Here is a 21,204-nt window from a genome sequence, read left to right as displayed (position 1 = left end):
GACGTCGTGGTCGATTTAATAGAACGGGGAAGCCCGGTGTTATTTTGCGATAAAGGATGGGGAGTGCAAGTTGAAAAAAACAGGATCTGTGTTGGCCGCTACCTTGGTAGCCGCATTGCTAATCCAGCCTTCTGACGGATATGCCAAAAGCATGAGTGAGATCAATTCGCAGCTGAACAAATTGGAAAAGCAGGCCCAATCTGCCAAGCAACAACAGGAAAAGGCTGCTCAAGATAAACAGTATGCCCAACATTACAAAAATAAAACCGTGCAAAACCTAAAAATTGTGCTTGCTCAGATTAACAGTGTCAGTGATCAGCTGACTCGTGTTGCGGTTCAGATTGATCAAACGGAAGATAATCTGCGTGCGACTAAAAAAGATTTAGCTGAGGCCATTGATCGTATCCAGTCACGGGAAAAAATGCTGGAAACTCGTGTGCGTTTGATGTATACGGATGGAACCGTCTCATATATGGACGTGCTGATGTCTTCGTCCAGTTTTAGTGACTTTCTTAGCCGGGTAGATTCCCTGAAAACGATCGTGGAGCAGGATCAAATCCTGTTGGACGAGCATAAAAAGGACAAGGCTCTGGTCGTAAGTAAGAAGAAGCAGCTGGATACGGAATATAAAAATGCCAAGAAGCTGTATGCGCTCAAGCAGGGCGCCAAAGCAGAACTGAATTCGAAGGAGAAAGAGAAGCAAAGACTGATTTCCAATTATGATCATGATATTGCGGAGTCAGATGAAATCAGCGAAGAGCAAAATGACATGCTGGTAGCCCTCGCGAACAAACGTGTGGGTCTGGTGCAGGAGAAGAACAAGCTCAGAGCGGAGCAGGCTGCCAAAGCAGCACGCGCCAGAGCGGCTGCACGTGCGGCTGAAGCCAAACGATATGCATCTTCTTCCTCAGGCGCTGCCTCGAATTCCAGCCATGCGGCAGCCAGTACGTATACGGGTGGATCAGGTACGTTGGCTTTACCTGTATCTCATTACAGACTCTCATCTACTTTTGGCATGCGGGTACATCCGATTACTGGCAAGCTTAAAGGCCACACAGGTATTGATATGGCGGCTCCGCAGGGAACTGATATTCATGCAGCTGAAGACGGTGTTGTCATTGTTGCCGAGTGGTGGAGTGGTTATGGAAACACAGTTGTAATTGACCATGGAGACGGACTATGGACCCTATACGGACACATTCGCAATGGCGGTACGGTGGTTCATACGGGGCAGACTGTGAAACGTGGTCAAAAAATTGCAGAAGTTGGTTCGACGGGCAATTCCACAGGACCTCACTGTCATTTTGAGGTGCGCGAAAATAATAAACCTGTAAATCCGATGAACTATTTATAGTAAAAAAGGTAAGCCCTATTTATAGCCATTACGGTTGTAGATAGGGCTTTGCTGTAATGGTTAATATCCGATGAAGAACATGTGCATTGAGACACGGAGTAGGATACAATTAACATATTCCGTACAAGCTAGACGTATACTTCGTGGATGGATATGCGTTGTAAGGCAATAGGATACAAGATAATGAGAAGGCGGTGGACGATTAGATGTTGAAAAAAAGTACAGCGATACTCTTGATGGTGATCGGGCTGCTTGGCGGCAGTCTGCTCACTTTTGCCTATACTGGAACGACTACAGTAGGGAACAGCGCTCTGGGCGAAGGACTGCTGGCGAGTGTGACAGGTAGCAGTTCTACTTCCAGAAGTGATATCCGCAAAATCGAAACGGCGATGGACCTGATTCAGGGACAATATTATCAGGATGTGGATCGTACCAAGCTGGTGGATGGCGCCATCAATGGTATGATGGAGTCGCTCGGCGACCCGTATTCCTCTTATATGGGTAAAGAAACTGCACAACAGTTCGAGCAATCTATAGAAGGCTCTTTTACCGGGATCGGAGCTGAAGTAGCGGCTGAAAACGGAAAAGTAGTTGTAGTCACGCCAATTAAAGGCTCGCCGGCTGAAAAGGCAGGGCTACGCTCTAAGGATATTATTTTGTCTGTTAATGGTGAAACACTGGACGGATTGGATCTGAACAAGGCCGTTTCCAAAATCCGTGGACCTAAAGGCAGTCAGGCGAAAGTCAAAATTCAGCGCAGTGGCTCTCCTGATCCGCTCGAATACACGATTACCCGTGACAATATTGATATGGAAACTGTAACAGCTCATATGGAAAGCGACGGTGTAGGCGTCATCACGATCACCCAGTTCTCCTTGAATACAGCAGAACGATTCAAGGAAGAGTTGGCGAAGCTCGAGAAGCAAGGGCTAAAAGGGCTCGTCATTGACGTGCGTAATAACCCGGGCGGCGTGCTTTCCGTGGTCATTGAGATTGCGCAGCAATTTGTACCTTCTGGCAAAACGATTGTACAAGTGGAAGACAAGAATCAGAAGCGTGAAGAAGAGAAATCCAAAGGTTCACGTAAAAATTACCCTGTGACTTTGCTAATGAATAAAGGTAGCGCAAGTGCGTCCGAAATTCTGGCAGGTGCTCTCCAGCAATCAGCAGGTGCTGTGTTGATCGGGGAAAACTCCTTTGGTAAAGGTACTGTACAAACCAGCTATGACAAGCAAATGGGTGACGGTAGCCTGCTCAAAATCACGATTGCCAAATGGTTAACGCCAAATGGAACGTGGATTCATAAAAAAGGGATTAAGCCGAACATCGCGGTGGAACAGCCTGAATACTTCACAGCAGCACCGCTGAACAAGGAAAAGTCCTTGAAATACAATATGAATAGCAGTGATGTGAAAAATGCACAAATCATTCTGCAAGGTTTGGGTTACAAACCAGGTCGCGAGGATGGCTATTTTGACAAAGTAACTGAAAGCTCTGTTATTGCTTTTCAAAAACAAGCGAAGCTGACGGCTAGTGGCATCATTGATGCGAAGACAGCAGCAGCGATGGAAGCCAAGCTGATTGAGAAAATTCGTGATCCGAAAAATGATAATCAACTCAAGCAGGGGATTGAAGAGATTCGGAAGGAAATGAAGACAAGCGTAGCGAAATAATAGTGAGGCTACAACAAGGGGGCTGGAAACAGCCTCCTTTTATATTGGGATTTATTTGCAGTCTGTCGGTTTGTCTTCCCTACGTTGGCAATTTCATATAGAATAAATGGATATGAAGTGTACGTGATCCGCTATACAGCGGGCCAGGGGCATAAGGGAGTGTGAATGGACTTGGAATGGGCATTACAATGGGGATGGAGCGTCTTGAATGCTTGCTTATACCTGCTTATGCAGCCGTTTTATTATATCTCAATACTCATTGTCGCACTTGGTTATCGTCGGCAAATGCTGCTGGAGCGCAAGCTATTTCATACTAAAATGCATAGCTGGGCCTCAGAGACCTGGCGTGTCGTATGGAGTGGTTTGCTTGCTGGAATGGCGCTATCCGTTCTGGGAATGTTCGTCAGCGTGCATCTGAACCCGGCTTCCATCGTGTGCCTGTGGGTAGCAACATTACTGCTCATGCTGGTACGCGTCCGTTACCTGTGTCTCGCTTATTCGGTAGGTCTGCTAGGTGTGGTTCAATTTTTCCTAAATGTGGCCAGTGGCTGGCAACCTGTGGGAGCGCTCGGAACTTCAGTAACGGCTATCCGCGGATTGGATATTCCAGCACTGTTGGTGTTGGCCGCCGTGCTGCATGTGGCTGAGGCGCTGTTGGTTCGCTGGCAAGGGGGGAAAGCTGCCACTCCACTGTTTGTCGAGGGCAAACGGGGGAGATTGGTTGGCGGCTATCGGATGGAAGATCTCTGGCCCATTCCGTTGTTATTGCTGGTACCCACTCAGGGAGGATTCATGCTTCCCTGGACACCGTTGTTCGGCGGCGATGCCGGAACCGGGTATATGCTGGCAGCCTTACCAGTCCTGATGGGCTTCAGCAGCGTGACGCTAGGCCAGCTACCACGACAGAAGGCGGTACTCACTTCGAACCGCTTGCTTCTGTACAGTGTGGCTTTACTTCTGCTGAGCTTGCTGGCTGCATGGTGGAGTCCGCTGATATTGTTAGCAGCGTTATTCTCTTTTCTGGCTCATGAGGCACTGATCTGGTATGGTAATATGGAGGAAAGTCGTCTTAGCCCGATGTTTGTCCATCCGGAGCAAGGGATGCGTGTGCTCGCTGTGCTGCCAGACAGTCCGGCGACAGCCATGGGCATACTGCCGGGCGAGGCCATTTACCGCGTGAATGGAGTTATTGTGAATACCCGTGCCGAGTTACACCAGGCCTTGCGGATCAATTCTGCCTTTTGCAAGCTGGAAGTACGCAATCTGCAAGGCGAGAGCAAGTTTGTGCAGCGAGGCATGTACGATGGCGATCATCACCAGCTAGGGGTCGTGCTTGCACCGGATGCAGACGCGAGCTGGGCCGTATCCCTACAGCCGGCCTCCATCTATCGGATTGTTGCCATGCATATAGGCGCACGGCGACGTAAAGCTGGACAGGCATCGCAGGCAGAGGGTACACAGTTGGATACCATGAACAAATAGATGTTACAATAAGAGGGTAGTCATTATTTGATTAGAGTCGAATAAGGCTACGCTCTTTTTATATGCCAACAGTAGCCTGCTTGAAATCAATATTCTGATCGGTATACAATGAATATGTAATAAGAAGCGTCGATGAACCGAATGTCTATCATGTGTGTCAAGCAGGGAGAGGAAAAGATGAACGCGATTCACTTTATTCGAGAGTACATCAGGCATCCACGCAGCGTAGGCGCTGTTATACCCAGCTCAAGACAGTTGGCCAAACAAATTGCCACACCGATTTACTTTGACAAAGCATCGTGCATTATTGAATATGGTGCAGGGACCGGTGTGTTTACGCAAGAGCTGATTTTGAACAAGCGTCCAGAAACGCTACTTTTAGTGATTGAAGCTAATGAATCGTTTTACAAAACGCTACAAAGCAAGTACGGACACTTGGAGAAGGTACACATCATTCATGGATCGGCTGAGCATGTAGCGCAGTATATACGACAGTATGAGGTTCCAAAAGTGGATTATGTCGTATCAGGGCTCCCTTTCACCAGCCTGCCAGGCGCGTTATCTAGCCTTATTTTGGGACAAACGGCTGAGGTTTTGGGCCAGGAAGGCAAATTTATTACGTTCCAGTACAGCAAGGTCAAACACAATTTTTTCCGCACCTTTTTTGCTGACATTCAGATTAAAAAGGTAAACTGCAATGTCCCGCCCGCTTATGTGTTCACGTGCAGCCTGTAACCTTGCAGCTATGTAGAAGATTAGAATAAATACGAATGCGATTATACGGATGATTATGAGAAGACTTGGTCAGCGTCATTAAGATACTGAAACGGTCTTTTTTTGTTGTCCACTTTCATAGATATATAAGAAGGGGATATGTTAAAAAGCAAAATTCATTTAAGGAATCATATTTTAAAATGGGGCTTAACCTATATATTACATAAGATGGAACCCACTAGATTTTTGTAAGATTCATGATAAATCTGAACTTTTGTTAAAGGAGATTTATATATGGTAAAACCACTGATATTCATGCGTTGGTGTGAGTACTATAAGTTAAGTGATCGTGAGACGGACTTTGTATCTTTTTTTATGATGAATTTCTCGGCTGCCCGTTCAGGCAATCAACCGAAGCTTAGGGAGCAGTTTGTTGAAATTCAGAAAAAAACCTTTCCTGAGTACCCGTTTGATATTACCCCGGAAGAACTGGATTACTCCAAATTCGAAGGTTTGATGAAGCAGGTGTTGAAAATTCATTTTGACACGGCCGAGCTACTATACTCCTTTTACCTCCAAAAGCTGTGCGCACCTTTGGCAGAATACATTTTATCCACTGGAGAATCAGAGCCTGCGCGCATCTATTATAAGCTTATTCAAAAGGATAAAGTACGGTAGGAAAGACGAGTGTGGATAAGCAAGAGCTATTGGGATACTCAAGCAATATGGTTATTTAAGAAATTAATACTAGCTAATTAAAACAATAGTTAAAAATGTCAATATACCTTTGTGTTAAGGTAATATTATAAATCCAGTTTCAAAGAAAGAGGGTGTTGTCTTCGGCTGGAACATTTCAAGCAGGGATATGACGCTGTACCAGAACGATAAACTCGTTTGGAATCAGGAGCCTTAAAGCCTTGTAGAGCGGCACTCGTATGGGTGCCGCTCTTTTCAAACTTAAAGGAGGAAAGCGGCATGAAGGAGAAAAATAGTAGTGGTATTTGGTCCAAACGTTCCAAATGGCTGCCGGTCGTCATGGCATGCACGATTATAGTAGGGGGGGCTCTACCGACTCCAACTGTAGTTCACGGTCAAACGGCAAAGACCGTTACCATTAAAGTCGATACATCCAAGGATCGTAAGCCGATTAGCCCTTATATTTACGGTACGAATCAGGAATTGGCAGGCGATGAGAATCTGACTGCCAGACGACTTGGTGGCAATCGAATGACCGGATATAACTGGGAAAACAATATGTCCAATGCAGGAAGTGACTGGATGCAGTCCAGCGATAGCTATTTATGCGACAACGCCGGATTGACAAAAGCCGAATGTGAAAAGCCAGGTGCGGTGGCAACCTCGTTTCACGATCAATCGCTGAAGCAGGGCACATATTCTTTAGTCACGCTGCCGATGGCTGGTTATGTGGCCAAGGATGGAAACGGAAGTGTGCAGGAAAGTGAAAAGGCCCCTTCTGCTCGTTGGAATCAGGTCGTAAACGCTAAAAATGCGCCGTTCCAACTACAGCCTGATCTGAATGACAATCAGGTTTATGCGGATGAATTCGTCAACTTTTTAGTGAAAAAGTACGGCGTTGCTTCAACAAAGACGGGCGTGAAAGGATATGCGCTCGACAATGAACCCGCTCTCTGGTCGCACACGCATCCGCGCATTCATGGTGAAAAGGTCGGAGCCAAAGAGTTGGTAGACCGGTCGGTAAGTTTATCCAAAGCTGTTAAAGCGGTTGACGCGGGTGCGGAAATTTTTGGGCCCGTTCTTTACGGTTTTGGCGCCTATACAGATCTTCAAACCGCACCTGATTGGAACTCTGTAAAAGGCAACTACAGCTGGTTCGTGGACTATTACCTGGATCAAATGCGCCTTAGCTCGCAAGCTGAAGGCAAGAGATTGCTGGATGTTTTCGACGTCCACTGGTATCCCGAAGCGATGGGCGGAGGCATACGAATTACGAATGAGGTAGGCAATGACGAAACGAAGAAAGCCAGAATGCAGGCGCCTCGTACTTTGTGGGATCCGACCTACAAGGAAGATAGCTGGATCGCTCAATGGAACAGTGAATTCTTGCCTTTATTGCCTCGATTAAAGCAGTCGGTGGATAAGTATTACCCGGGAACCAAGCTGGCTTTGACTGAGTATAGCTATGGCGGCGAAAATGATATTTCTGGCGGTATCGCTATGGCCGATGTGTTGGGCATCTTGGGCAAAAACGACGTTTATATGGCAAACTACTGGAAGTTAAAGGAGGGTGCCAACAACTACGTTAGTGCCGCTTACAAGCTTTATCGCAATTATGACGGAAAAAGCTCTACTTTCGGTGATATCAGCGTTAACGCGCAAACGTCGGATATTGTTAATAGCTCGGTGCATGCTTCCGTAACAGATGCATCCTACAAAGAACTGCACCTCGTTGTCATGAATAAAAGCATGGACAGCGCATTCGGCGCCCAATTTGATCTTTCCGGCGAGACGACTTACGGTTCCGGTAAAGTATGGGGCTTCGACAAAAATAGCTCGCAAATTAAGGAATCCGCACCAATCACGCAAATTTCAGGCAACCGCTTTACCTATACAGTACCACCATTGACGGCTTATCATATCGTCTTGACTGCTGGCAATGATACGTCTGTGCCACCTGTGGAAGGTCCTGAAAGCTTTGCGCTGAGGGCTGAGGCTGGCGATGGGAAAGTCGATTTATCCTGGGACGCTTCCAGCGGAGCTGTAGGGTACAGTGTACAGCGGGCTACGTATGAAAACGGTCCTTTTACTGCTGTAGCATCCAACTTGGTCGAAACGTCTTATACAGATACCAACGTAACGAACGGCACTTCTTATTATTATAAAATAACCGCAAAAACAAAGGCGGGAATAAGCGAATCCAATGTTTTGAAAGCGGTTCCTCGAGCGCCTGTAGACGGATCCAATCGCTATGAAGCCGAAGAGGGCACGCTGAAGGGAACCATTGTGGAATCCAGCGGGACTGGCTTCTCAGGTACTGGTTATGTAACTAATTTCCACAATCCGGGGGATTCCCTGGCGATGACGATTCAGGCAGAGGCGGCAGGCTTGTACAATCTTACAATCGGCTACCGTTCTCCTCATGATGACAAACGCACGAACTTCTCTTTAAACGGCAAAGCGTCTGGCGAGCTGATACTTTCGAAATCGGCTGATTTTAAAGAGACTTCCGGTGGTAAGGTTCTGTTGAATGCAGGGGCCAATACGATCGGTTTTGAAACAGGCTGGGGCTGGTATGATATCGACTATGTCAAGCTGGAGCCAGCTACTGACCGTCCACCGCATGCGGTAACCAAAACGCTCATTAATCCGAATGCGACGATAGAAGCAAGAGCATTGATGAACTACCTGGTTGATCAATACGGGAAGAATATGCTCTCTGGTCAGGAGGAGATAAACGAAATTGATTGGCTTCAAGCCAATGTAGGTAAAAAACCAGCAATTGCAGCGCTTGACCTGATCGACTATTCGCCAAGCAGAGCGGAACACGGTCTTAGTTCCACAGAGACGGAAAAGGCGATTGCATGGGATAAGCAAGGGGGCATTGTTACCTTTGCATGGCATTGGAACGCACCGAAAGGTCTGATCGATACGCAGGGAAAAGAATGGTGGAGAGGCTTTTATGCCGATTCAACTACATTCGATATCGAATATGCGATGAATCATCCAGAGTCCGAAGATTATACATTGCTTATTCGCGACATCGATGTAATTGCGGGGCAATTGAAGAAGTTGCAGGATGCGAAAGTTCCTGTGCTGTTCCGTCCTTTGCACGAAGCGGAAGGCAAATGGTTCTGGTGGGGCGCCAAAGGCCCTGAGCCTGTTAAAAAATTGTATATTTTGATGCATGACCGTTTGACGAATGTGCACAAACTGAACAATTTGATTTGGGTATGGAATTCTGTTGCTCCGGATTGGTATCCGGGAGATGAGTATGTGGATATTTTGAGCTTTGACTCTTATCCGCAAGCAGGCGACTACAGCCCGCAGATTGCAAAATACGAAGACCTTGTTACATTGGGCAAGGACAAAAAGTTAGTTGCCATGAGCGAAAACGGACCTATCCCGGACCCTGATCTGATGAAGGCGTATCAAGCCCATTGGAGCTGGTTCGCTACATGGTATGGGGATTTCCTGAGAGACGGCAAACAAAACAGTCTGGAGCATCTGAAAAAAGTGTATAATCATCCGAACGTCATTACGCTTGAAAAGCTCCCGACTAACTTAAAAACGTATGGCATTACCGAGCAACCATCAGTACCGGGCAGCTTCACGCTGAACGCAGCGGGCGAAACGGCGAAAGTAAAGCTGAGCTGGACAGCATCGGCGAATGCCGCAAGCTATGAAGTGAAGCGTTCGACGGCTGAAAACGGTACGTTCGCCACCGTAGCGAGCGATGTATACGAAAGCAGCTACACCGACACAGCCGTAACGGCAGACACGATATACTATTACCAAGTCGTAGCGAAGAACGATGCAGGTCAAACGCTTTCGAACACGGCTAGCGCAGCACCGAAAGCGGATACTCAGCAGCCGACAACGGGACTGGTGCTCCAGTATCGCACAGCGGATACAAATGTGAACGACAATCACTTGAACCCGCATTTCCAAATTGTAAACAAAGGTACAGCCTCCGTACCGATCAACGAGTTGAAAATTCGCTACTACTACACGATCGACGGTGACCGTGAGCAGACATTCAACTGCGACTATGCAATGCTGAGCTGCTCAAAGCTGAATGGTAAACTGGTTAAAATGGATAAGGCTGCAACCGGTGCTGATTATTATTTGGAAGTCAGCTTCAACTCAGATGCAGGCGTGTTAGCACCTAGAGGAAGCACGGGCGGAATTCAAACTCGTATTCATAAAACAGACTGGTCGAACTATAACGAAAGTGACGATTACTCGTATAAAGGCACGCAAACTTCATTCGCCGATCATACGAAAGCTACGTTGTATCATAATGGGGTACTTGTTTGGGGAACCGAACCGACAGCTAATTAAAATGATATAAATACTATCGCTGAAATGAGCAGGGGGATTTGTATCCTACCTGCTCATTTTTTTATACGAGAAGCCATCTATATGATTATTTTGTAAAAAATGAAATGATATGTTTATTTCTATTCTTTTTGTAACATATCAAGAATTAGAATGGAATTAATTAGAAGGAAGGGGGTTGGAAAATGTAACAGAAACGTAGCCACAGACATAAAGCAAGGTGTTTAGTAGCTTAAGAACTTTTAAAGAAGACTATTAAAGAGGAGAAATGACAAATGAAAAAAGCAATCTTAGCACTATCAATTTCCGCGTTAGCTTTATCTTTAGGGGGAGTAGCTTCGGCTTCACCAGTAAGTTCAACAATATCTGTTGGAGCTCCAGCGAAAGTAACCGTAACCTTTAGTCCTGCCAATGGAGAAAAGCCACCTATTACAAAGCAAGATACTCCCCCACTTAAATTAGGTATAGGTAGCTCATATGCTATGGAAGGTTCTAACTGGATGATTTTGTATGGAAGTGATGTTGTCGAACTTCATGGAAATAAAGCTAAGATGATCGGTTATGGAACAGCCCAAGTAGCCGCATATAAATCTAATGGAGACAAGCTTGGAGTTTATACTTTTGATGTTAGAAGATAGATAGTACTTATATGCAGTGAAGGAGGTGAAGTACGCTTCACTTCCTTCACTTATTTATTATCATGGATTAATCGGGTAAGTAATCTCTAGATCAGGGAAATACTCTATTTTTGGATTTCCATCTTTGTCTAATTCAAATTTGCTCTTATCATCTTTTCTTAAGATAACCTTGTCGACCTTTATAGTAATTGATTTGGGGAGAGAGGTGAAAGGTTCAAAACGTGAATCAGTTATCAGAACGTTTCCATCCGTAGCACTCCAACCGTTGTTGCTTATAAATTTTAGTTGTTTTCCTTTATCATCGTAAATTTCATACTCCAAAAAAGGAAGTGACGAAATTTTCGAATTAGTAGGTAGCTTTATGCGAGTAGTGATGCTGGTTGTAATCGGTGTGAGCTCAACTTTTTCTAGGGTATAGTCAATGTTTGAATACTTTCGCTTAAGAGACGGTGTAAAAACCAAGTTATTCTTGGTGTTCTTTTCCACAGGAATTTCTATTTTAAATGGTTGCTTAATGCCGGAGACAGGCATGGAGACTGTTAAATTAAACTTATCTGGGAAAGGCTTCCCTCCCTGGTTACGTAAATCTGAAAATTGTATAATTGTTGAATTAGAATTTTTCCCAGGTATCGTATAAGGATCAATGGAGTTGCTAGTGTTAGCAGGTGCATAAGAGTGTATGTCTTCTCCATTAATGGAAAGTATTAAATCATCAAGTAATAAGGGTAATTCGGTGTTTAAAAATCTTTTGTCAGTGGTTTGCCGTTCTAAGGCAATGGATATACGTGTTCCATCAAACATAACTTCCGGTACGCTGAGAGTCAGGCCATCGTGAGTGTCACTAAGATTTGGTTTGGATAGTAGCCCTTTTTCGTCCGCTGTTTGTAAACCAAGATCACCAGCTAGCTGGAATATAGAATTCATACCTGGAACTTGTTTTAAGGATGCAGCCATTGTTGGTGAAATGAATCCAGTACTAACGACAAGTGTAAACGCCATTACAAGTGCAGCGGAGGTTCCGAAAAAGGCATTGCGAACTCTTTTTGAACGAGAGTTAGAGCGCTTATAACGTCTTGTTTTCATATTGCTATAGCGTTCCATAGTTCTATCTATTAAATCCACTTGTAATGGAGTATTCCGAATAAGCTTTTGTAAGTGCTCGATTTCTTTATCTTCCGGGTTTAAATGAATGCTCAATTTGTTTTCCTCCCTTTTCATTGTAGTTAATTAGCTTTTTACGGAGTCGCTCATATCTTTTTCGGATCGTGGATGATTTCAGTCCCATAATTGTAGCAATCTCTTCGTAGTTGTAATCCTCAAGCGAACGTAATAATAAAATCTGGCGATCTTTTAATGTTAGCTGGTCCAGTAACTCGTGAATTAAATTTGTATATTCATGTATGGGTTGTTGCTTTAGGTTCAGTTTGTACTGAATGAAGGATTTGAATGTTCTAGCGTTTCTTTTTAATAAGTCAGTGCAGTGATTTTGAGCGATTTTGTAAAGCCAAGCTGAAAAAGAAACTGTAGGTACGAACTGACGGATGTGCTCAAGCCCTTTGATGAATATTTCTTGAGCGGCATCTTCTGCTTCTTCCTGATTTTTAAGTAAGTAGTAGCAATATAAAAAGATCTGTTGTTGATAACGTCGTATGATATGTGTGTATGCTTGTTTGTCGCCTGCTTGGACCTGCTCTATGACAAGATTGATGTCTGCGTTTTGATTGTCTGTATTTAGTTTTTCCATTAACGTCCCTCCCTTCTGCCTATATAACTGAAAAAGATATACATTTGTGACATTCAAATAAAAAAACTTGAAGTTTGTTTTTAATGGTTCTCCAAATGTACCTCATTTAACTTTTCAATTATCACGGAATTCGTAAAAAAAAGGCTTCTTTCTAAGGCATCATAAAATAAAATGACTATATAGACCATATATTTCACTATTTTAATTATTTTGTAATGAAATGAAGTTCTTACGACCGAAATCACATGTTAAGTATGACTTACGATATAACTGCAACTATATTGAGGGGGATTGAAATGGAACATGCACCTACGATCCGCTCGACGATAGAGACCGAACTAAAGCAAAGGGGATATACATTTAGCAGCTTTAGTAAAATATCTGGTATTAACCGTGGTACATTCAGTACCATGCTGAACAGTAACCCACCCAAGCCGATCTCCGTTCGGCAGATGGACCTGATTACTAAGGCATTAGGGTATCCCGAGGGCTGGTTGTATGAGTTGTACATAGATGAATGCTTTTACGAAGGGAAAGGGCACTGGAAACGGATCAAACCTTTTTTATTGCGTTGTGTAGAGTTAGGAAAGGGAGACTGTATTCAAAAGGTATTGACGAGACTAACGGAGGATTTGTTCTATGTGTCGACAATATTTGAGCTTGCAGAAGAACTACACGAAGTAGGTAAGCAAAAGGAATCTATCCCCTTTTACGAGTGTGTAATAGAAAATGAAAGGTATTACCACTCGGAGCGCTTGGCCATTAGTCAATACAGATTGTTTTGTTACTCGCTTACTGAAGATTTAGAAAGCAGCTTAAAAGCTGCTATTAAATTCGATCCATTTCGCAAAAGCTTGCCAGAGAATCATCAGTTGGATGGATTATTGAAGTTAACCAATGTTTATTTCAACACAAGTAATTGGGAGATTGCGATAAAGTATGCGAAAGAACTTCGGACACTGGCTATAAGTGTCTATCATCAGCAAGTTTATAGTTGTTCGAAAAATAGGAAACTGGATAACATCAATAGTGAGAAGCCCCTTGTCGTATACTATGGTCTAGGGTATTTATTGCACGGGAACGCGTTGGAGAATCAAGGAATGTATGAAGAGGCTTTAAAATTCATTCCCTATTATGAAGATTTGTCATGGTTTGAGGGATTGGATGAAAATGGTCTACAAGGGGTGAAAATGCTCCAATTATGGGCAAAGGCTAATCTTCTTAATTTAAAAGTTTTAATTGGAGATGTCAGCAGCTTAGCAGCTTATGTCGAGCTTATACAGCAAAATCCCCAAGAAATTTCTCATGGTCTAATTACCATTATAGAGTCGGCAAACAAGTATAATTTCTCTTTAGAAGATGTCCTAGATGTTTTCTCTGACGAAATTGCTGATTATAAGAAATTCGTCTCAACACCATCACACTATCAAATAAGTACTCTTTTATGGAATTATTCCCGCGTGTATCTGGAACTTGCGCGTTACTATTTCAACATAGGCAGATATTCAGAAGCTATTGACAATATAATAAAAAGCCTTAGGGTATCCACTCAGTTAAATACGAAGAGTAATTTTATTAAAGGAGTAACCTTGTTATTCGAAAAACTAACAGGCCATATTACACATGAACAACTTGCAGAATATGAAAAAGTGCTTGAAGAAGTGCGTTATGGTATGAAGCAAATGGTTCTCTAAACTAATTTGAACAGTCTCAAAGTATCCTCACAGTTGAATGATAAGGCTTACTATATCAAGTCTATCACGTTATTGTTTGAGAAATACAAAAACCATTCGACACATGAACAACGGGCAGAATATAAAAAGTACTTAAAGCTGTCGAATATAACATTAAGCAAATGACGCCTTAAAACTCAAAAGGGCTATGTACATTTCTACTATAGGTAGAAAAACATAGCCTTTTTTGACATTTAAAGAGTATGGTGCACGGCTAATTCTGAGAATTTAATTTCTCATTAGCATCCGAATCACCTGAGTTACTCACTAAAAGCTCACTCTCTGTCGAGAAAAGTTCCTTTAAAATACGATAAGCTTTATTTTGCCCTGCTTCATTCTGCTGGGAAAGTATACGAACGCATTCCCAAATCCAAGGCTGGCTTTTGAGTTCTTCATATGGATTATAGTCAAAAAATGCAAATACGTTTGTGTCCAGCGCCTCTGCTATTTTCTCCAGTGTCTTGATCTGCACATTGACCTCACCGCGCTCTAACTTGCCGATATAGGAACCTGTTGAATCGGATGCTTCTGCTAACTGTTCTTGTGTAATACCCCGCAATTTTCGAAATTGACGGATTTTTGTTCCTAATAGTTTCGTTGTTTCCATAGACATCCACACTCCTATAGTATGAGTGTAGACAAAGCTAGATTAAGCGTGGAGGTAATTAAATTACCTTAATTATTCGTCGTTTAGTTCTTGTAAGAACTATTTTAATAACATCAAATTCCATAATATAATAAAACAGTGTAGAAAAGGGGTTGACCATCATCCAATTTATTCATATAATTTCTAGTATATTGTAATTGATTGTCGAGGAGGGTGATTTTTTAAAATCATCTGAATATGCCGGGGGTGTTTTTATTGGAAAATGCAACCACGATTCGTTCGGAAATTGAGAAAGAATTAAAACTTGGTGGCTACACGTTTAATAGTTTTGGACAAGCTACGGGGCTTAACCGGGGTATATTTAGTGCGATGCTTAACGGAAATCCACCTAAACCTATATCTGTAAGACAAATGGACTTGATTACCAAAGCCTTTAATTATCCAGAGGGCTGGTTATATGATCTGTATGTGGATGAATGTTTTTATGATGGAAGACCACATTGGAAAAGGGTCAAGCCGTTCCTGATTCGTTGTGTTGAAGTGGGAAACTTGCGATGTGTTGAGAAAGTGCTTTCACGCTTAATGGAAGATCTTAACCACATTCCAACAATCTTTGCTTTGGCAGAGGAGCTTTATGAAGAAGGGAAGTTACAAGAGGCAATTCCTTTCTATGAATGTGTCATTGAAAATGAGAAATACCAACATTCAGAGAGGTTGGCAATTAGTCATTATAGAATTTTTTCAATCTCTGTTAGTGAAAGTATGGAAAGAAATTTGGAGGCCGCACTAAGATTTGTACCCTTTAGAAATCGGGTACCCTTAGAATATCATTTAGATGGTTTGCTTAAACTGTTAAATCTTTATCACAATTTGCATCAATGGAAAGAAGCGGAGCGTTATGCGGATGAATTAAGAGCGCTTACAACTATTGTATGTAAAAGTAGAGAAACTAATAAAAAGAGTTTTACATTGAAAACTGAAAGACATTTAGTTGTCTACTATGGTCAAGGTTATTTGATGAAGGGAATTGCATTGGAAAAACAAGAAAGATATGAGGAGGCCATGAAGTATATTTCTGGCTATGCTGATTTGAGTTGGTTTGAAGATTTAGGGGGAATTGGACAAAAAGAAGTACAAAAGTTCACCCTTTGGGCAAATGCTAATCAACTTAGCTTGAAAATTCTTATGGGCGATACAAGTAGTTTACCAATGTATATTCAATTTCTAAAAAATAACCCACCCGAGATTTTGTTGGGTTTATTAACGATAGTAGAGTCGGCTAACAAGCACGGTTTTTTAATTGAACATATTCTCCAACAGTTTTCTCATGAATTGGCCTCATTTAATAATGAATTATCTATGGAAGCCAGCTACTATAAACAGTCATTTAGTTATGACACTTATGCTGATTTGTGTTACCAACTGGCCATATATATGTTTAATAACCATTCCCATGAAAAAGGCATCTATTATGTTTTAAAAAGCTTGAAGAAATGTCTGGAAATCAGCAGTAAAGAAAAGTTTATGATTTGTACAGCATTATTTGAAAGGTTTAGAAACAAAGCAACAAAAGACCAAAAATCAGAATATGAAGGTATCATGGAGGAGGTTTTAATCAATGCGAGTAAAAAACCTTAAATACATGCTGATTATGGGTTTTTTTAGCTTTTTAGCATTCTCTCATTACATTGTTGTTTTTGGACATGGTGCAGGAGGTTAATAGTTATCAAAAAAGCCAATTCTTTTGAATTGGCTTTTTTGATTCATTCCGTTAAAGGGATGAATTGGGTTTTATTATATTTTTAACCTGTGGGGAAGGTATCAGCTTGTAAACTAATGTAAATACCACACCGAACAGGAGGTTTATTGATGTGAAATGGAAACAATTGGAGGAATGCATCGAAGAAAAGCGGAAGGAACTAAATGATTTGGCGAATGAGGTGGGATTGAAGGATCGGCGGGTGTTAATCAAGTCCATGGAGTTAGATCGACTCCTTAATAAATACAGCGACTGGAAATATAGCTATCGTAGACAACAGAGCATCCCCCAAAGTTCACAAATACAAGAGAAGCAACACGAGCTTGTCCTATCTTATTAATCTTCAAGCATCATGACAAGATAGAATCTAACTTCACCAGGGCTTCTAATACATAGTGGGATATAGAATAAACAAAATAATCTCTATTGCATCTCGTACGCTGCTCTTATCCACGTTGTTCGTACGGTTTATTGTTCTGCGTCTACATCAGGCGGAAGCCATGTATTAATGATGAATATGTATCAAAAAAACCTCCCGATTCACGTTATTACGTGATTCAGGAGGTTTTTGGGTTTTACTGTTGAAGTTGGCGTAGTACGGTGATTTCGACACGGCGGTTTTTTTGTCGTCCAGCTTCGGTGCTATTGTCACCAACCGGTCGGGTATCTGCATAACCTGCATACTGAAATCCTGAGGGTGAAAGTTGCTCTCTGTCGAGAAAGAATCGGAGTACAGATAGTGCCCGTGCGCCTGAAAGCTCCCAGTTATCCTTATACATCGATGAGTTCGAGGAGCGCGTGAACGGAATGTTGTCCGTATGGCCCTCAATGCTAATCGGTGTTTTCAAATCTCGAAATAGACTGGCCAACTTGGATAGTGTGTTGGCAGAGCCTTGCTTGAGTGCAGCTCTACCTTGATCGAATAAAAAGCGGTCATTCAGCGTAATGACAATACCACGCGGCTGATCTGACACAAAAATCTGATTTTCCAGTTTGTTGTCCGTAATATATTCTTGAATGACACCCATTAAATTTTGCAGCTCTTTTTCCTGCGTGCGGAATGCTTGTTCACGTTCGGTAAGCTTTGTCGATCCAGTTTCCTTTTTATCGGCTGCTGGTTGCTTGGTCGTGGGTGGATTCTTGCTGGTATAACGATCGGCAGTACCTGTAATGCCCGAGCCTTGCTCCAAAATAGAATCTCCCTTGTGGAACGTATCCTGAAGGGATTGAACAACGACATCGTATTTTTTAGCATCCAAACTACTCATGGCATACATCACAACGAAAAATATGAGCAGCAGGGTGATTAGATCGGCATAGGTAATCATCCAGCGGTCACGATGGTCTCCGCCGCCTCCTTGACCCCCTCGGCGCTTACCGCGCGTTCTCATGGAAGTCCTCCTTTGGAGATGCGTCCTCAGTGCGTGAGCGACGAGGCGGTTTGCGATCTATATTTTGCTCTGAGCGGATAAAGAACTCCAACTTTTTGCGTACAAGCTTTGGATTCTCTCCGTTTTGGATAGCTAGAATACCTTGGAGCAGCAAATCCATTGTGATAATTTCACTCTCACTGGCTGCTCTTATTTTGGATGCGATGGGTAGAAAGATCAGATTGGCGCTAGCAACGCCGTATAGGGTTGCGATAAAGGCAACAGCAATGGACGGACCAAGCGCAGTAGGCTCGGTCAGGCTGCCCAGTACATGGATCAGGCCCATAACCGTACCGATAATCCCCATCGTAGGGGCATAACCGCCTGCGGATTCAAATATTTTGGCGTACCCCTCATGTTTGTGTTCAATGGCATCTAACTCAAGCTCTAAGATCTGTTTGATCTGTTCCTGCTCGGTGCCGTCGATGACCAACTGAAGACCTTCGCGCAAAAATGCATTCGGATGCTCTGATGAAATACGCTCTAGCGCAAGCACACCGGATCGGCGTGAGGTGGCAGCCATGGAAACCAAATCTTCTATATATTGCTCCGTAGGATTGTCCTCACGGCTAAATGCCATCCGTAGAGCGGTGGGGATCGTCTTCAGCTTGGAAGCGGGGTAGCTGATCACAACTGCGGCGAAAGTTCCCCCAAATACAATGAGAGCCGATGTACCTTGAAGCAGCCCGGTAAATTCGCCGCCTTCCCATAAGAAGCCACCGATTAATGCTATGATTCCTGCGATGATGCCCAATACGATGGTGATATCCAAAATTTAATTCACTCCTATTCAAGACTTATCGTTTGCATCCGCGGTAAGAAAGAGGTATAATACGGGAACAAACATTCTTATCCAACCATATTTCCCAAGTATCATTGCTCGGGAAATATCGACATAGAGTTACAGGTAAAGACGTTAAAGCTCGACTGGTGTAAAATCATGATGTTTCCATTTTAGACGATAAGGGTGATGCAGGGCAATGAGTGATATCGTTGTTAGCGATAAGACTTTTGAAATTCAGTCGGAATTCCAACCTCAAGGCGATCAGCCCCAGGCCATTTTTGAATTGGTAGAGGGAATTGCAGAAGGAAAGAAGCATCAAACGCTATTGGGTGCTACGGGAACAGGTAAGACGTTTACCATCGCACAAACCATTGCCAAGTTAAATCGGCCTACGCTGGTTATTGCACATAATAAGACTTTGGCTGCTCAACTGGCGAGTGAGTTTAAAGAATTCTTTCCGAATAACTCCGTCGATTATTTTGTCAGCTACTATGATTACTATCAACCGGAAGCATACATCCCGTCTTCCGATACGTATATTGAGAAGGATTCCAGCATCAATGAGGAGATTGATAAACTTCGCCACTCAGCGACAAGCTCTCTGTTTGAGCGTCGTGACGTTATTATTGTAGCGAGTGTCTCCTGCATTTATGGTTTGGGTTCGCCGAAAGAATATTCAAGCCTGCTGCTTTCGCTTAGAGTTGGCATGGAGAAACCCCGCAATCAGATTTTGTCCCGCTTGGTCGATATTCAATATCAGCGGAACGATATCAACTTCGTGCGGGGTACTTTCCGTGTACGGGGGGATGTTGTTGAGATATTCCCGGCTTCCCATGGGGAACATGCTATACGTGTAGAACTATTCGGGGATGAAATTGAACGAATTACCGAGATTAATGTGCTTACGGGTGAATTGATCGGTGAACGTGATCATATTGCTATTTTCCCGGCATCTCACTTTGTTACTCATGAGGATACGATGAAGGTAGCATTGGTCAACATTGAACGTGAGCTTGAAGAGCGGTTAGCAGAGTTGAAGGAGCAAGGGAAGCTGTTAGAAGCGCAACGTTTGGAGCAACGTACCCGCTATGATATCGAGATGATGAAAGAGGTTGGTTTTTGTTCCGGTGTCGAGAATTATTCAGGTCCACTGACATTCCGTGAGCGAGGAGCAACACCATATACGCTAATGGATTATTTCCCGGATGATATGCTGATCGTCATTGACGAGTCCCATGTAACATTGCCACAGATTCGTGCCATGTATAACGGTGACCAAGCACGTAAGAATGTACTGGTGGATCATGGTTTTCGTTTGCCGTCTGCATTGGATAATCGCCCGTTGAAGTTTGAAGAGTTTGAGGACAAGGTAAGTCAGATTATCTATGTATCAGCTACTCCAGGACCCTATGAGATGGAGAAGTGCGAAACGATGGTGCAGCAGATTATTCGTCCTACCGGGCTTCTTGATCCGATTATTGAGGTGCGTCCGAGCAAGGGGCAGATTGACGATCTTATTAATGAAATACGGCTTCGCATAGAACGTGAAGAACGGGTGCTGGTGACCACACTTACGAAGAAGATGTCCGAAGATTTGACTGACTATTTAAAAGAAGTAGGCATCAAGGTCCGGTATATGCACTCCGAGATTAAGACGTTGGAGCGGATGGCTATTTTGCGGGATCTTCGTCTAGGGACCTTCGACGTGCTAATCGGGATCAATCTTTTGCGGGAGGGTCTTGATTTGCCGGAAGTATCTCTGGTCACGATTTTGGATGCAGACAAAGAAGGCTTCCTGCGTTCTGAGCGCTCTCTGATACAGACAATCGGACGGGCAGCACGGAACAGTGACGGTCGTGTTATTATGTACGGCGATAAGATTACCGATTCTATGGATAAAGCGATAAAGGAAACGGAACGTCGGCGTGCGATTCAAATTCAGTATAATGAAGAACATGGGATTACCCCGCAAACCATACGTAAAAAGATTCGTGATGTTATTGAAGCAACTAAGGTGGCAGAATCGAAGAATGATTACCTTCCTAATGAGACGGGTAAACTTTCCAAGAAGGAGCGCCAATCACTCATTCAGCGTCTGGAAGCAGAGATGAAAGACGCCGCCAAGAACCTACAGTTCGAGCGGGCAGCCGAGCTGCGTGATGCTTTGCTGGAGTTGCGAGCTGATTAAACATTGAGAATAAGCTAGAAGCAAAACATATGAAAATAAAATGTTTGATTGCTTTGCTTTT

General features: G+C 43.4%; 16 protein-coding genes. 11 read left to right on the top strand and 5 right to left on the bottom strand.

Annotated elements, in window-relative coordinates; all coding sequences use genetic code 11:
* Positions 1–70 precede the first annotated feature (70 nt).
* The 7 genes from MKX46_RS12625 to MKX46_RS12595 all read left to right on the top strand — a co-directional run bounded on the left by MKX46_RS12625 (position 71) and on the right by MKX46_RS12595 (position 10,898).
* On the top strand, positions 71–1,354 hold the full coding sequence (locus MKX46_RS12625) for a M23 family metallopeptidase (RefSeq protein WP_029514550.1): 1,284 nt from the start codon (positions 71–73) through the stop codon (positions 1,352–1,354).
* A 206-nt stretch (positions 1,355–1,560) separates the two neighbouring features.
* Positions 1,561–3,027: a S41 family peptidase gene (locus tag MKX46_RS12620; RefSeq protein ID WP_029514549.1), complete on the top strand. Its 1,467-nt coding sequence runs from the start codon at positions 1,561–1,563 to the stop codon at positions 3,025–3,027.
* Positions 3,028–3,192: 165 nt separating this feature from the next.
* Entirely contained in the window at positions 3,193–4,509 is a 1,317-nt protein-coding gene (locus MKX46_RS12615) for a PDZ domain-containing protein (RefSeq protein ID WP_341071281.1), read from the top strand.
* Between the two features lie 177 nt (positions 4,510–4,686).
* Positions 4,687–5,244: a class I SAM-dependent methyltransferase gene (locus MKX46_RS12610; protein WP_029514547.1), complete on the top strand. Its 558-nt coding sequence runs from the start codon at positions 4,687–4,689 to the stop codon at positions 5,242–5,244.
* A gap of 273 nt (positions 5,245–5,517) precedes the next feature.
* Positions 5,518–5,901: a hypothetical protein gene (locus MKX46_RS12605; protein WP_029514546.1), complete on the top strand. Its 384-nt coding sequence runs from the start codon at positions 5,518–5,520 to the stop codon at positions 5,899–5,901.
* 297 nt (positions 5,902–6,198) lie between these two features.
* Entirely contained in the window at positions 6,199–10,263 is a 4,065-nt protein-coding gene (locus tag MKX46_RS12600) for a glycosyl hydrolase (RefSeq protein WP_341071280.1), read from the top strand.
* Positions 10,264–10,535: 272 nt separating this feature from the next.
* Positions 10,536–10,898 carry a hypothetical protein gene (locus tag MKX46_RS12595; protein WP_029514544.1) on the top strand — a complete coding sequence of 121 codons (363 nt, stop codon included), beginning with the start codon at positions 10,536–10,538 and terminating at the stop codon, positions 10,896–10,898.
* Between the two features lie 60 nt (positions 10,899–10,958).
* Here MKX46_RS12595 and MKX46_RS12590 read toward each other — a convergent pair whose 3' ends face one another.
* Together MKX46_RS12590 and MKX46_RS12585 are read right to left on the bottom strand one after the other, a co-directional pair.
* On the bottom strand, positions 10,959–12,095 hold the full coding sequence (locus tag MKX46_RS12590) for a DUF4179 domain-containing protein (protein WP_341071279.1): 1,137 nt from the start codon (positions 12,093–12,095) through the stop codon (positions 10,959–10,961).
* A complete protein-coding gene (locus MKX46_RS12585) occupies positions 12,067–12,642 on the bottom strand; it encodes an RNA polymerase sigma factor (protein ID WP_029514542.1) in 576 nt (191 codons plus the stop codon). Before MKX46_RS12585 ends, MKX46_RS12590 begins: the two co-directional genes overlap by 29 nt.
* A 296-nt stretch (positions 12,643–12,938) precedes the next feature.
* On the opposite strand from MKX46_RS12585, the gene MKX46_RS12580 reads away from it, so the two are divergent.
* A complete protein-coding gene (locus tag MKX46_RS12580; protein WP_341071278.1) occupies positions 12,939–14,336 on the top strand; it encodes a helix-turn-helix domain-containing protein in 1,398 nt (465 codons plus the stop codon).
* Positions 14,337–14,589: 253 nt separating this feature from the next.
* Here the strand turns inward: MKX46_RS12580 and MKX46_RS12575 are convergent, their stop codons facing one another.
* Positions 14,590–14,982 (bottom strand): helix-turn-helix domain-containing protein, encoded by a 393-nt coding sequence (locus MKX46_RS12575; protein WP_341071277.1) that lies wholly within the window; start codon positions 14,980–14,982, stop codon positions 14,590–14,592.
* Between the two features lie 255 nt (positions 14,983–15,237).
* Here MKX46_RS12575 and MKX46_RS12570 point away from each other — a divergent pair, with 255 nt between their 5' ends.
* Positions 15,238–16,620, top strand: a complete 1,383-nt coding sequence (locus tag MKX46_RS12570) for a DNA-binding protein (protein WP_341071276.1) — start codon at positions 15,238–15,240, stop codon at positions 16,618–16,620.
* 233 nt (positions 16,621–16,853) lie between these two features.
* On the top strand, positions 16,854–17,081 hold the full coding sequence (locus MKX46_RS12565; RefSeq protein ID WP_023990607.1) for an aspartyl-phosphate phosphatase Spo0E family protein: 228 nt from the start codon (positions 16,854–16,856) through the stop codon (positions 17,079–17,081).
* A gap of 235 nt (positions 17,082–17,316) precedes the next feature.
* Here MKX46_RS12565 and MKX46_RS12560 read toward each other — a convergent pair whose 3' ends face one another.
* Together MKX46_RS12560 and MKX46_RS12555 are read right to left on the bottom strand one after the other, a co-directional pair.
* Positions 17,317–18,132, bottom strand: coding sequence for a flagellar motor protein MotB (locus MKX46_RS12560; protein WP_039271420.1), 816 nt, complete (start codon positions 18,130–18,132; stop codon positions 17,317–17,319).
* Entirely contained in the window at positions 18,116–18,943 is an 828-nt protein-coding gene (locus tag MKX46_RS12555) for a flagellar motor protein (RefSeq protein WP_029514537.1), read from the bottom strand. The genes MKX46_RS12560 and MKX46_RS12555 overlap by 17 nt, the downstream gene beginning before the upstream one ends.
* Before the next feature lie 208 nt (positions 18,944–19,151).
* On the opposite strand from MKX46_RS12555, the gene uvrB reads away from it, so the two are divergent.
* Positions 19,152–21,143 carry an excinuclease ABC subunit UvrB gene (gene uvrB / locus MKX46_RS12550; protein ID WP_029514536.1) on the top strand — a complete coding sequence of 664 codons (1,992 nt, stop codon included), beginning with the start codon at positions 19,152–19,154 and terminating at the stop codon, positions 21,141–21,143.
* Positions 21,144–21,204: the final 61 nt, after the last annotated feature.

The sequence above is a fragment of the Paenibacillus sp. FSL P4-0113 genome (genome assembly GCF_038009305.1).
GTDB lineage: Bacteria > Bacillota > Bacilli > Paenibacillales > Paenibacillaceae > Paenibacillus > Paenibacillus polymyxa_D.
Note: the sequence above shows the minus strand (reverse complement) of the source record. Positions and strands in the feature narration are given on the sequence as shown.